The sequence below is a fragment of the Peribacillus muralis genome, from assembly GCF_001439925.1.
In the GTDB taxonomy this organism is placed as follows: Bacteria; Bacillota; Bacilli; order Bacillales; family DSM-1321; genus Peribacillus; species Peribacillus muralis.
Window position 1 is genome coordinate 24,175 of record NZ_LMBV01000010.1, and the last position, 13,899, is coordinate 38,073.

Below are 13,899 nucleotides of genomic sequence, written 5' to 3' on the forward strand. Positions count from 1 at the left end.
GTTCACTCGCCCTAAAAGGAGTGTAGGGCCATTTTCTTCTTGGAATTATGTTATATTAGACGGTAAATAGTTAGTAAGGGAGTTTGAACACATGTCAAAAAGTGTGGTAATTGCTGAGAAGCCTTCAGTTGCACGTGATATTGCAAATGTATTGAAGTGTAATAAAAAAGGCAATGGATTTCTAGAAGGCGATAAATACATCGTTACGTGGGCATTAGGACATTTAGTTACACTAGCAGATCCAGAGGCATACGATATTAAATATAAAACATGGACACTAGAAGACCTTCCAATGCTTCCTGAACACATGAAGTTAGTTGTCATGAAACAAACTGGAAAGCAATTTAATGCTGTTAAAACACAGTTAAGTCGCAGTGATGTGAATGAAATAATTGTGGCTACTGATGCAGGCAGAGAAGGAGAACTAGTTGCACGCTGGATTATTGATAAAGTAAAAGTTCATAAGCCTATCAAACGTCTCTGGATTTCTTCTGTAACAGATAAAGCTATTAAAGATGGATTCAATAACTTAAAGCCTGGTAAAGCTTATGAAGACTTATATACTTCTGCAGTAGCACGTTCGGAAGCAGATTGGTATATCGGCTTAAATGCAACACGTGCCTTAACAACAAAGTTTAATGCACAATTAAACTGTGGGCGTGTTCAGACACCAACGGTTGCAATGGTTGCAGCACGTGAAGATGAAATTAAGAATTTCGCACCTCAAACTTATTATGGAATTGAAGCCAAAACAGACGGACTTAATTTAACGTGGCAAGATGCAAACGGGAATAGTCGTAGCTTTAATAAAGAAAAGACCGATGCGATCGTCAAATCACTTGGAAGTAAGGATGCGACTGTTGTTTCCATTGACCGTAAAGCAAAGAAAACATTCGCACCTGGTTTATATGATTTAACAGAATTACAACGTGATGGAAATAAACTCTTTGGCTATTCTGCCAAAGAAACGTTGAACATCATGCAAAAATTGTACGAGCAACACAAAGTCTTAACTTATCCCCGCACAGATTCACGATATATATCATCTGATATCGTTAGTACGCTTCCAGAGCGTTTAAAAGCGTGTGCTGTGGGTGAATATCGCTCTCTTGCAAATAAAGTGTTAAGTAAGCCCATTAAGGTATCAAAAGCATTTGTCGATGATAGTAAAGTGAGTGATCACCATGCCATTATTCCAACTGAAGGTTATGTGAATATTTCATCCTTCACTGACAAGGAACGCAAAATCTACGACCTTGTCGTGAAACGTTTCTTAGCTGTTTTATTCCCTGCGTTTGAATATGAGCAATTGACCGTGCAAACGAAAATCGATGATCAAAAGTTTATCGCTAAAGGAAAAACAGTGATTCACTCTGGCTGGAAAGAAGTTTATGCAAACCATTTTGATGATGAAGACTCAACGGATGATGTAAAAGATCAGCTATTGCCTCGTATTGAAAAAGATGATGTATTAAAGACAAAATTAATCACTCAAACGTCAGGCCAAACAAAGCCCCCTGCATTCTTTACTGAGGCGACTTTACTATCAGCAATGGAAAATCCTGCGAAATATATGAAAACAAATGATAAAAAGCTTGTAGACACGTTAAAGTCGACTGGAGGACTTGGTACAGTAGCCACTCGTGCTGATATCATCGATAAATTATTCAATTCGTTCTTATTCGAAAAACGTGGCGGTAAGGAAATCTATATCACATCTAAGGGACGTCAGCTTTTAGACTTGGTGCCAGAAAAACTAAAATCTCCTGCGACAACAGCTGAGTGGGAACAAAAGCTCGAGCTAATCGCAAAAGGGAAACTGAAAAAAGATGTGTTCATCAATGAAATGAAGAATTACACAAAAGAGATCGTCAGTGAAATCAAAAAAAGTGAAAAAAAATATAAACATGACAATATCTCTACGAAATCTTGTCCAGACTGTGGTAAACCAATGCTTGAAGTGAATAGCAAAAAAGGCAAAATGCTAGTCTGCCAAGATCGTGAATGCGGCCATAAAAAGAACGTCGCCCGTGTAACGAATGCACGCTGCCCACAATGTAAAAAGAAAATGGAACTACGTGGTGAAGGCGATGGCCAAATCTTCACATGTAAATGCGGATATCGTGAGAAACTATCTGCTTTCGAAGCCAGACGTAAAAAAGAGTCTGGTGGAAAAGTGGATAAACGTTCCGTTCAGAAGTATTTAAAAGAGCAGGAAAAAGAAGCCGAACCGATTAATAATCCATTTGCGGATTTATTAAAAGGATTTAATTTAGATAAATAATCATTTATAAAATGACACCACTATCTCTTATCCAATGCACACATGCTGATTTGAAAAGTTTACTATCGTTGCTTTAGATAAACTAACCAAGAGCAAGAGCGTTTCCTGAATAAGCAAAACACGCTCTTAATATATCCCGATATATCACCTTTTATATAAAAGATCCTATCTGGTTGTTTTACCCTCCTCCCTCGAAAATGCGGATTTGGGGAGAGGGGGCAAAAACATCTAAACTCATTCCCGCTACCCAAATCAGTTAATTTGAGATAAAGAAAGTATATAGTCATCATAAAATGGGTGATTAGGAAGCTATATGAGGTGCAAGCTGTACGTACGGTGTGGAGCAGGGGAAAGATGGACATTATATCAAAGTCTTATATTATTAAGTGTCAATTTACGCCTATTTAACAGGTGTTAAGTAGAAAGAAACATTTTTATTAGTCGAAAATCCACTTTGGTTAAGTTCCAACCATGTATTCTCCTTCAGGTCAACTTCAAACTGATTAGCATCTCCAAAGTCATCTCCTCCTATAATTTTTTGCAAATCGGCAGATATGATTTGGAACCATGGATCTTCCTTTAATGATTCATTATTCCTAGCTTCATAAGTAATGATATATTTTCCGGATTTTATTTGTTCATCAATTTGATAAAAACCAGAATGCTGTATTTTATAAACATGACCAGCTTTACTAACTGGTGAAAGTGCTGATTTTTTAAGCTTAATTGTTCCTTTTCCAGTAACTTGGGCTATATTTTCATCATAAAGTTTCAAACCTAAAAAATGATCACCATCTGAAAGTTGAGTACCATTAAAATAATTATCACCATCGCTTGTAACGTCATAATACCCCTCTGGAATATCGTTTCCTACCCGGAAGTTGCCTTGTGTGAGTCTGTATTCAATACCTCCTCCCTTGATTTTTTTTGTTTCAAGGCGTTCATTTGGCGTAAGAGATTTTATGAATTCAGGTATGGATATGATTGTGAGTAAACATACAAATGTTATCACCAAAAAAGTCATTTGAGATTTTCTCATAATTTTAACCGTCCATTACTAATTTCTATAATTTCATCACAAATCGGGAAAACATCATCTTTATTATGAGTGGAAATAATGATGGTTGCTCCTCTATCCCGTTCTTCTTGCAATATATCAAGTACCCGTTCCACACCTTTTTCATCAATTGCATTAGTTGGTTCATCCAATAAAATAATATCAGGTTTCTCAAAGATGGCTTGTGCAATATTTAGTCGCTGCTTCATACCTAGAGAATACTTTCTTACTTTTAATGTAGCGAACCGATCCAGCTCAAGTCTCTTTATGGCGTGCTGTATATCTTTGAGCGACGCTGTTTTCTTAATCGCAGCCAAAATTTTTAAATTAGTCTCGGCATCGAATTGGGGAAGCAATTCGAGATTTTCAATAATAATGCCGATACTTGGCGGAAATGAAATATCCTTATGCAATACTTTACCATCAATGGTTACACTGCCTTCAGTTGGAATTATAAGTCCAGCTATCGCCCGAAGCAACATGGTCTTCCCAGATCCATTCTTTCCAACCAAACCATAAATCCTCCCTTTTTCGAAGGTGTAAGTGATGTTTTGTAAAACATCACTTTTTTTTAACTTTTTTGATAAATCATCGATTTCAATCATTATAATTCCTCACATTAATTCTATTTTTTTTATTCTTATTACGGAAAGACAAAGTAGAAACAAAATCATAACAACTAAAAAAAGCCATAACTCATTGAATGGCCCTATGATTTCTTGCAAGGTAGGATTAGCAATCATGCCATTGCGAAAACCCATTGAAAGGTTCGGGAAAAACACATGAAACAGCACTTTTTTTTGAGAAAAACCTTCAACAATCGTTATTGATAGAAGCACATAACAATTGGTTAAAATAAACGCCAATTGAGATTTCATATGCAATTCCAATATCATTTGTATGGATAAAATAGCCATGATTGTTAACACATAAAACAATATACCTTCAAACGGGTGTGTCAATTCAAGTACAGGATTAGAATCCAAGGTTGTTTGAAAAAAAGTGGTAACGATTAATTGAGAAAAAACTAAAATTAATACTACCCTCCACATATGGATGGCTTTAGACATTAGCCATGAAATCCTACTTTTTCCCCTTAAAATGATATATTTTCCGTAATCTAATAATGAATCCGATATGTGCCCTAATAAAATGAAGCTACTTGCAGCTATCGATATATACCAGCCAACTAAATAGGAAACTAAGTGAGGATAACTAACTGGTGTCGGTACACCATCCAAAAATGGAAAGGAAGAATGGGCTAAACTATCATTCATGACATATACATATTGGATGAGTGCAACAATAAACAAGATGAACGCATCATTTCTAAATTGAGTCATTTTTCAGGTAATCCTTCCTTTGAAACATGTTCCACCCAAGGACAAGCAGGACTACAACAATCGTTATTTGGCGCAAATAAATCGTTACTATACTGTACATATCCCCAGAAGCTACTAATAATGAAACGATATTTGCTAGATCTCGAATCGGTGTATACAACTCTTGCATGACTAACTTATTGAAAAAGAAAACCAGTGTCACAATCAAAAACACAAAAGAGTAAGATAATATATCTGAATTTAGAATCGTTTTAATCGCTATGTAAAGAAGAGCTACCGAGAAATAATAAAAAACAAGACCAAGAAACTCAAATAATACGATTTGAACAAAACTTACATCCTTTAAAAAAACACTACCCAAATAGAAAAAGTTATAGCAACTTAAAATGAAAAGCTGGATTGTAACGAAAATAAGAACTGCATAAAAAGCATTTAGAACATCCTTCCGATATTTTGCACCACGCATTAAATATCTAACTGTTGCTGCCGCATGACTTGGAGTTGCAGTGCTTTTTACGAACATCAAAAAAGGATAAGTGAAAAATAGCACATGTGCTTCGATTGAATTCGGCGAATACATATTAGAGTTTATTGAGAGAAACCTGTTATAAAGTGGTTGAAGATGAACAAAGTCACTTGTTTGCTTATACCAAAGCACCACCATAAATAGGAATAAACAGAAAGTTGAAAGCAACCGTTTAGATTTCATTTATCTTCACCTCATGGAGGTACGTCAAAATATACAGAGCAAGAAAGGCAAGAGTTGACGTAATAAAAATGGGTACTAAAGTCTCTAACCCGTACTCGGCAAACGGTTGAAATAGATACATCACCGTTCCCTCGTTTGAAATAAGGATATACCAAAATGCAAACGTTACTGGATACGTTATTTTTTTATCGTAAGTCAGCAAACTAAAACATGTACCAGCAGCCCCTATCAAACCCGCAAAAAAAGAGGTTATTAAAGAAAATAAAAAGATACTAAGATAAGGACTTTCCACTTGCTTCTTTATAAAAGCTTCCCCTGACACTCCATCATAATTGTTTGCTGAACTAAATCCGGCCATATCAAAGATAAGGGAATTAATTAAAAAATTTATTGTTAAGGCTAAAAAAATCACAGAAAAAGACACAATAAAAGATGTTTTAAGCTTAACAAAGAAGTATTTCTTTTTTCCTAATTTAGAAATCCATATGTCTCTAACACCTGTCTTTTTATCTTGTATAGGATCATCTGAACAAATCACCAGTAAGTAAAGTGGGAGAAACCACAGTAAAATAATTTGTGTTACATGTCCAATGGTCGACCCTGAAAGAAAAAAGGCCTCCGCCAGATAAGAATCTTCATAAATATCAGCCGATAACTGAATGATCTCCAAACAAGGAATCAGCATGATAACTAAAATTACAATACGACTTAATTTATTTCTTAATACTCTATTAAATTGACTTTTCATTTTTTCTCCTTGTTATGCATTCTAAATCTCATAAAAGCCCCCTTCTTACGATCATAATTACCTGTCAAAAAATTAAAGAAGCTTTCATGATGGTAAAAGGAGGCATATATTCATATTGACATCCTATCTTTGTGTTAACGCACTGCAGGATCCCAATATCCTTCTACAATATGTGATTTTGCTGAAAGATTATTATTTTCAGCGCCAATACGTACTGAACCACTGACAGCACTTTTAACTTTAATAGTATATTTCTTTCCTTGGTAATATTTGCTTGGGTGTGAGTAGGAAGTACTGCCCTTAGCAAGCCACATTATCGAAATTGTTCCTGCACCTTCTGAAGAATAGGCAAGATTCAAATACCATGGGGCATTCATTTCTGCGGTTGATCTTGATTGCGTTTTTGAGTAGCCATTCTCGTATGTAGTTCCCTTATCTGGGTTGCTAGATGCAGGAACAGTAAAACGAAAACTTTTATCATCGCCCGTATTGTTAGCAGCAAAAACACTTGAACCAATACTAAAAATTGAGGCGATAATCAATACAAACATTAAAAAATTTGATTTTCTTGAAATAGTCATATTTTTCTCCTTAAATAATTATTTGTAACCAACTAATTTTTTTAACATACCGTTAATTACAATAATCTATATTCACTTAAATAATAGTTCTTTAACGGCGCCAATTTAAAGACACTACTCTTTAAGAAATACAACGAATGAAAACCCACGAAAAACCGCTTGAACCATTAAATACAGAAACTAGATTGTTCAATTTAAATATTTAGTGCAAAAAAAAGACCTTTATAATGGAATTTCGAATGAGCTTTTTTCTAATTTTTGAATGTTAATGCGATTTCCCGAATAAAGCATAAATTTAGCAGGCAATTCGCAGTAACATGACAAGTATAGAAATGATTGCCCACTAACAGTCTGGATGTAATATTGTTATAACTTCATTTTATAAGAATTGAAGACACAAGGAGTTCCTAATTTGAAACTCCTTGTGTCTTTTTTGGAATTTAATTGAGTGCTTTTTATGATATGTAGTAGAGAGTATCAACCACTCGCGGTGAAGGCAGGGAGATTCATAACACAGAAATCGATGGGCCGCTTTTCAAAACACCACTCTCGTTCGTAAAATAAGATTTTTAAATGTACAGAACATGCTTTTTTAAAAAAATGAACACATTTGAGGTTCGGTTCATCTTATTCAATTCATAATACATGTCCATTTTTGCTTCGAGCCCATAACTGATATCACATAATACATGTCTAAACGCTCAACAGGGACATCTATCTACGAAAATACCTCAAGGCTCCCACTCCAAGTAGCTCCCCGCACCCACATATATGTAAATGAATAGATTAGATAGCAATCCATCACAGTTTTTAGTATGATGAAACGTAGGGATTTTTTCAAATTAACTGGGAGGTTCAACATACATGAGCTTACTTTCAATAGATAAATTAGCACACAGCTTTGGCGATCGCACTTTATTCAAGGACGTTTCCTTCCGTCTCATGGCCGGAGAACATGTCGGGCTGGTCGGGGCTAATGGTGTCGGAAAATCAACGATGATGAATATTATCACAGGGCAGCTTATCCATGATGAAGGCCGGGTCGAGTGGACTCCTGGCGTCGAATATGGCTACCTGGATCAACATACGATCCTTGAAAAAGGAAAATCGATCCGCGATGTCCTGAGGGATGCTTACTTACCTTTATTCGAGCAGGAGAAGGCGCTGAATGAAGTAACCGAGAAAATGGGGACAGCTTCTCCCGAAGAGCTTGAAGAGCTTTTAGAGCAAATGGGTGAAATTCAGGACAAGCTTGAAGCGGGCGGCTTTTACAATCTCGATATTAAAATTGAAGAAGCGGCGCGCGGTCTGGGGTTGGATGCAATCGGGTTGGACCGTGATGTTTCGGCGCTAAGCGGCGGACAACGGACAAAGGTTTTACTGGCCAAGTTACTCTTGGAACAACCGCAGGTCCTATTGCTCGATGAGCCGACCAACTACCTCGATGTCGAGCATATCCGCTGGCTGAGCAGCTACTTAAAGGAATACCCGCATGCGTTTCTATTGATTTCGCATGATACCGAGTTCATGAACGGTGTTGTTGACGTCATTTTCCATCTGGAATTTTCCAAGCTTACCCGATATACGGCAACTTACGAAAAATTCCTTGAGCTTGCTGAATTGAATAAGAACCAACATATCAACGCCTACGAGAAACAGCGTGAATTCATTAAAAAGCAGGAAGATTTCATTGCTAAAAACAAAGCCCGCTACTCAACGACAGGCCGGGCAAAGAGCCGTCAAAAGCAATTGAATCGCATGGAGCGGATCGATCGTCCTGAAACGGCCATGAAGCCGACCTTCGACTTCAAAGAATCACGTGCAAGCAGCCGTTATGTCTTCGAAGGGGAAGATCTGGAAATCGGCTATGACCGTCCATTGCTTCCGAAGCTGTCGATGACCATCGAGCGAGGGGAAAAAATTGCCGTGGTCGGCTGTAACGGAGTCGGGAAATCGACGCTGTTAAAAACGATTCTAGGTAAGATCGACCCTCTTGGCGGAAAAAGATCACTTGGCGATTTCCTCTTTTCTTCTTATTTCGAGCAGGAAGTGAAGGCCGGAAATACGACACCTATCGATGAGGTCTGGAATGCCTTCCCGCATCTCGACCAGCCGCAGGTACGCGCGATCCTTGCCCGTGTCGGTTTGAAAAACGAGCATATCACCCGTCCAATGAACCATTTAAGCGGTGGTGAGCAAGCTAAAGTACGGTTATGCAAGCTGATGCTTACGGAAAGCAATTGGCTATTGTTCGATGAACCGACGAACCATTTGGATGTCGTTGCCAAGGAAGAACTGAAGCGCGCATTGAAAGAGTATAAAGGGACGATTCTCCTCGTATGCCATGAACCTGAATTCTATGAGGATTGGGTCACGAAGGTATGGGATGTTGAAGAATGGTCGAGCAATAATTAACTTGTTCTATTTAGAGGGTGCCCGTTGCGAGACGGGGCACCTTCTTTTTATGTCAAAAAAGACTGAAAGGGTTATAAAATCGCCCTTTCAGTCAGCATCACTTTTACTTATTTTATTCGTTCAAATTTTGCCGCCAATTCAGATCCTAGATACTTCGCTAATTCTAGCATGCCATATTGGCCTGCTGCTTCCTCGGCGTCATGGTTATAATTCGTATTCGTATTGATATCATACGTGTAGATTTCACCAGCGCTGTTTCGAATGAATTCAATTGCTGCAATCGAAATATCATTCGCTTGTAAAAACGCTTCATATCTCTCAAGAATCGGATCATGAAAATCCTGGACAATTTGAAATTTCGGTTTTTCTTCCACCTCTTCGCCGATCGGGCAGAATAAGTCCCCGATTTGGCATGCATCTGCAGGGCAAAGCTCGAAACCTTCGGATGTATCAACCTCCACTGCATAAATAAACTTTCCACCCACGAATTCACAACGAGTGATGAATGGCTCCGGCGCTTTTATGTATTCCTGAATCAATGTAATTCCATCAACTGGCTCATCGAATCCTGGACCTTCCACATATTGTTTCAATGCTTCTATAGAGTGAAATAATTGAACACCAAGTCCTTTACCTGCACGGTTATGCTTCGTGATGAACGATGCGACATTTAATTTCTCTGCTGCCTTGATGATATTTTCCTTGCCTACTGCGGCGATCGTTTTTGGTGTCTTAATTCCAGCCTTTGTCAGTGCCGTATATTGATTGACCTTGCTGACCTCCAAACGAAGCGCCCGTGATCCATTGAAGACCGTGCGATCATGCTGTTCAAGCCACGCCAGCACGGACTCTGTCAATTCAGGCGCAAAACGATGCCCACGAGTATGTGAGCTTGCACTCATCCGGCTATAAAAAACTCCCTCTGGCGGCTCCTCCGTTAAATCCACTACACCCTGATCGAGATGCCATTCTTCATAGGGAACTTCTAACTCTTTCATTCTTTTAGTTAAATGGGCAGTCCATTCCTCGTTTTCATGAATGATATAAACTTTGCTCATAAAAGGTTCCTCCTGATTGTTTAACATTTTATCTCTTTAATTATGATTGTATCTCTACACCCGTTCAGCCACCAAAGTATATGTCTTTGGAATCCCGATATCGTGGATTTTATGGTTCGGTTCTTCCTCAAGCACTTTAATGACAAGACCTGATTGACCTATTGCCGTGATAAGCTCGCCGATTGTCCATTTACGCTGGACGACCTTTGAAAGGCCGCCTTTCTCTTCATCAGGCATATGCTTGGAAAAAGCGACCTCATTGTTTTCGATTTCCGGAGCGAAATAGTTGCCTGCAACCTTATGTTTTTTTCCATTGGAGGTAATCAGTTTGGTTGAAATCGGATGAAATTCATGGAGGATGAATTGTCCTCCTGGCTTTAGCAGCGCTTTGATTTTTTCAAATAATGGCTCTAGGTCGATCAAATAGTGAAGCACGCCCAGCTCCATTAACACCAAATCCTGATTCCCGGATGCATGCTCTGCTGGTAAGGAAAGGACATCGGAAACGATATAATCGATGGAGACATTGGCTCCGCTAGCCAGCTCCTTAGCAAATGCCGCGTTTTCCCGGGAAAAGTCGACAACCGTAACGGAAGCTCCCAATATCGCCAGGGCAACCGCTTTAACACCGTTTGACCCCATCAAATGCGTGATCTTTTTACTTGTTGCATCGCCTATATATTTATAAAATGGATGCAATCTCCATTTGGGATTTTGCTTGATTTTAGCTGCGACTTCAACGGGATCACCATAACGGTTAACAAGTGCCAAATAATTATTTTGGTTCCATGCCTGTTCATTTTCGGCTGTGAATCCCTGCTGCTCGGCAGATAAGTAAGCATGGATCTCGGCACTGTACTCGTTCATTTCGTCATCGTACAAATAACTGTACAGAGACCTGCACCAGACAACCGTATCTCCAAGTGTTATCGACAACCGGTAAGGATCGGTTTTTATGGTCGTGTTATACCTACAGCCAACCGTGACGGAAATACCCTCAACTTGGATTGTGAATGAGGAACGCTCAGGATTTCTTTCCGGGCTTGTCGGGGAGTATGCGCCAAAATGAGCCAAAGCCTCATTAAAAACGTCCCATTGCACGTCCAGATCGATGCCCTCGACCTCGACTTCCACCCCTTGGACAAGGAGGGCCGACCGTCCTGTATATTGATAAGGAATAGTAGCCTCATCCAGCATTTTCCCCATTAATGTGATTGCATGATAATAGCTTGCCTTCATAGTAACCTCCTAATCATCTAAAGCGCCTTCCGATTATTCTTCCATGGCCAGTACCAAGCCATTTTTCGTAATCGCAATCAGCTCTTCATCCTCTCGATCAATGCCATAGACGAGTAATGTAACGAGCATATATACGGCTCTGAAGCGGGCCAACCGCTCCGTTTCCTTGTCGATGCTCCCATAGATTTCAAAAAATGCTTGGCGCGCATTGCTCGGGAAATAACTGTATAAAAAGGCGATGTCTATGGCTGGACTTCCGATATGGACATCCCCCCAATCAAGGATGCCAGCAAGAATGCCCTCTTTATCCAGTAAAACATTCCGGACATGAATATCCCCATGAACGAGTGCTGACGGCTGCTGCACCTTCATATCGCCCAGTCCTCCAACAAAGCATCTAACCGAATGAGCCTGTTCCAGATATAGGTGCTTTTCTAGAGTTGCGACATGTTCCAGCAGCGATATTCGCCGGAAGGCCACATCGAGCCTTCTCAACCCATCAGGCTCCACACCTGCCTGCCTAGCCTTACCGAGCGGAAAGCTGTGGAGAAGCTTCAGGAAGCTAGCCAATTTTTTCGCCGATTCAACCTTATTTGCAACAGATTCTTCTACAGGCAATTGTCCCCTTACCATTTTATAGCCGGTAAAGGGATAAGGATATAAGTCACTTGGCTTCCCAAAAAAGACCGGTTCAGGGATAAAAAGCGGAAAAGTTCCGGCAATGGAAGGCAAAAGACGATTCTCCACCTGTATCAAGGCAACGGCAAGCGGCCGGCGCGGGAAACGGAATACAAATTCCCGATTGATTTGCATGACTGTGTTATCGAACCCTTCCCCTAGCTGCTTGATTTCTTTCCATTCAATTTCAGGAAACTGCTGCATGATCAATTTACGTGCCAGCTCCAACGAAACTGGATACTCTGCCACCCAAGGCTTTTCCACTCCCGTATCCTCCTTTTATCGGTTTCTCCCTCTATTGGAGGTGCTGTTAGAACCACCCCTGCGGCTGCTCGGTCCTGGTGCACCAGTTGATCTACGGCTGTCTCTTTGAACCTCCCTGCGGATTGTCCCGCCTTGGGCCACGACTGTCTTCAGAGCGGCCTCCCCGTGAATCCTCACGTTTTGGTCCACGACCGTTTTCGATTCGGCCTCCTCGCGGTTTTTCCCTCTCGATTTCACGATTGTCCGTTTGGTTTACAGAGCGGTGACTGCCTCGATTAGGTCCTCTCGTATCAATGCGCTCCCGGTGGCGCCTTCCTCCTCCTGTACGCGGTCGACGGGCACCTTCTTCAGAAGCATCTTCATAACGCTTCTTTTTATGTGCCACTTCATCAGGCTGGAACATTTTCACGCCTTCAATCGTCCTTCTTTCAATCTTCATGGAGATTCCTTTTTCCACTTCCCTTAAAAGCTGAAGATCCTTCGTCGCAATGAAGGTAACAGCCAAGCCATTCTCGCCTGCCCGGCCAGTACGGCCAATTCGATGGATGTAACTTTCTGCATCCTCTGGGACATCATAATTAAATACATGCGTCACGCCCTCTACATCAAGCCCTCGTGCCGCAACATCGGTTGCCACCAAGTATTGAAGCTTTGCATCCCTGAAGTTTTTCATGACACGTTCACGCTTTGCTTGTGACAGATCGCCGTGCAATTCCTCGGAATTGAAGCCAGCAGCCTTAAGGGCATCATTCAAAACGGAAACACGGCGTTTCGTGCGGCAAAATATAATCGCCAAATATGGCTGTTCTTCCTTGAGCATGTTCATTAACGAAGACTGCTTGGCACGGTCGGTCGTCTCGATGACAAGCTGCCTGATTTGTTCGACCGTCACCTGCTCAGCCTTCACGGCAGCCGTCAATGGTTTATCCATATAGCGTTTAGCTAGCTGATGGACTTGTTCAGGCATCGTGGCGGAAAAAAGCAGCGTTTGGCGTTCTTCTGGAAGCTGTCCCATGATCTCTTCCACTTCGGGTAAAAAGCCAATATGAAGCATTTGATCGGCTTCATCCAGCACGAGCGTGTTAGTTTCGGACAGGTCGATGGTTCCTCTTCGTAAATGGTCCAATAGCCTGCCTGGTGTGGCAACGACCACCGATATATTCCTTGTCAGCTTTTTCATTTGCTGCTCGACGTCTTGTCCGCCATAAACGGCAAGCACCTGCAGCTCTTCAATTTCATTAGCGAATTTTTTCAATTCCGCAGTGATTTGCAGTGCCAATTCCCTTGTTGGCGTGACGATCAACGATTGGATGTGGGATGCCGCGGGATCGACTTTTTCCAGGATTGGCAGCAAGAACGCCAAGGTTTTTCCCGTCCCGGTCTGCGCCTTGGCAATGACATCCCTTCCTGCCAGGATATCGGGTATCGCTTTCTCCTGTATCGGAGTTGGAGTGGTTATTCCTATTTGCTTTAATATCGTATTAATCGCCGGGCTCACACCAAGGTCGATGAAGTTTTTCATG

The 13,899-nt window shown here is 40.6% G+C and carries 12 protein-coding genes; 2 read left to right on the top strand and 10 right to left on the bottom strand.

Annotated elements, in window-relative coordinates; genetic code table 11:
- The first annotated feature begins 91 nt into the window (after positions 1-91).
- The gene (locus ASU00_RS13770) at positions 92-2,284 is read left to right on the top strand and encodes a DNA topoisomerase III (RefSeq protein WP_057914052.1); all 2,193 of its coding nucleotides are present in this window, start codon (positions 92-94) and stop codon (positions 2,282-2,284) included.
- A 400-nt stretch (positions 2,285-2,684) separates the two neighbouring features.
- Here ASU00_RS13770 and ASU00_RS13775 read toward each other — a convergent pair whose 3' ends face one another.
- From ASU00_RS13775 to ASU00_RS13800, 6 genes are all read right to left on the bottom strand, one after another.
- Positions 2,685-3,323 carry a hypothetical protein gene (locus ASU00_RS13775; protein ID WP_152983760.1) on the bottom strand — a complete coding sequence of 213 codons (639 nt, stop codon included), beginning with the start codon at positions 3,321-3,323 and terminating at the stop codon, positions 2,685-2,687.
- Positions 3,320-3,946, bottom strand: a complete 627-nt coding sequence (locus ASU00_RS13780) for an ABC transporter ATP-binding protein (RefSeq protein ID WP_057914054.1) — start codon at positions 3,944-3,946, stop codon at positions 3,320-3,322. The genes ASU00_RS13775 and ASU00_RS13780 overlap by 4 nt, the downstream gene beginning before the upstream one ends.
- Before the next feature lie 9 nt (positions 3,947-3,955).
- The gene (locus ASU00_RS13785) at positions 3,956-4,654 is read right to left on the bottom strand and encodes a DUF2705 family protein (RefSeq protein WP_161809738.1); all 699 of its coding nucleotides are present in this window, start codon (positions 4,652-4,654) and stop codon (positions 3,956-3,958) included.
- Between the two features lie 16 nt (positions 4,655-4,670).
- Positions 4,671-5,393: a WxPxxD family membrane protein gene (locus tag ASU00_RS13790; RefSeq protein WP_057914056.1), complete on the bottom strand. Its 723-nt coding sequence runs from the start codon at positions 5,391-5,393 to the stop codon at positions 4,671-4,673.
- Positions 5,383-6,141: a hypothetical protein gene (locus ASU00_RS13795; RefSeq protein WP_057914057.1), complete on the bottom strand. Its 759-nt coding sequence runs from the start codon at positions 6,139-6,141 to the stop codon at positions 5,383-5,385. Before ASU00_RS13795 ends, ASU00_RS13790 begins: the two co-directional genes overlap by 11 nt.
- A 134-nt stretch (positions 6,142-6,275) precedes the next feature.
- A complete protein-coding gene (locus ASU00_RS13800) occupies positions 6,276-6,722 on the bottom strand; it encodes a DUF2712 domain-containing protein (protein WP_057914058.1) in 447 nt (148 codons plus the stop codon).
- Between the two features lie 864 nt (positions 6,723-7,586).
- On the opposite strand from ASU00_RS13800, the gene ASU00_RS13805 reads away from it, so the two are divergent.
- The gene (locus ASU00_RS13805; RefSeq protein WP_057914059.1) at positions 7,587-9,137 is read left to right on the top strand and encodes an ABC-F family ATP-binding cassette domain-containing protein; all 1,551 of its coding nucleotides are present in this window, start codon (positions 7,587-7,589) and stop codon (positions 9,135-9,137) included.
- Between the two features lie 107 nt (positions 9,138-9,244).
- Here the strand turns inward: ASU00_RS13805 and ASU00_RS13810 are convergent, their stop codons facing one another.
- The 4 genes from ASU00_RS13810 to ASU00_RS13825 all read right to left on the bottom strand — a co-directional run bounded on the left by ASU00_RS13810 (position 9,245) and on the right by ASU00_RS13825 (position 13,898).
- Positions 9,245-10,195: an ATP-grasp domain-containing protein gene (locus ASU00_RS13810; protein ID WP_057914060.1), complete on the bottom strand. Its 951-nt coding sequence runs from the start codon at positions 10,193-10,195 to the stop codon at positions 9,245-9,247.
- Between the two features lie 54 nt (positions 10,196-10,249).
- Complete coding sequence (locus ASU00_RS13815) at positions 10,250-11,434, bottom strand: class I SAM-dependent methyltransferase (RefSeq protein WP_236712730.1); 1,185 nt, start codon at positions 11,432-11,434, stop codon at positions 10,250-10,252.
- A 33-nt stretch (positions 11,435-11,467) separates the two neighbouring features.
- Entirely contained in the window at positions 11,468-12,376 is a 909-nt protein-coding gene (locus ASU00_RS13820) for a phosphotransferase (protein ID WP_057914061.1), read from the bottom strand.
- Between the two features lie 91 nt (positions 12,377-12,467).
- A complete protein-coding gene (locus tag ASU00_RS13825; RefSeq protein ID WP_152983761.1) occupies positions 12,468-13,898 on the bottom strand; it encodes a DEAD/DEAH box helicase in 1,431 nt (476 codons plus the stop codon).
- Position 13,899 lies beyond the last annotated feature (1 nt).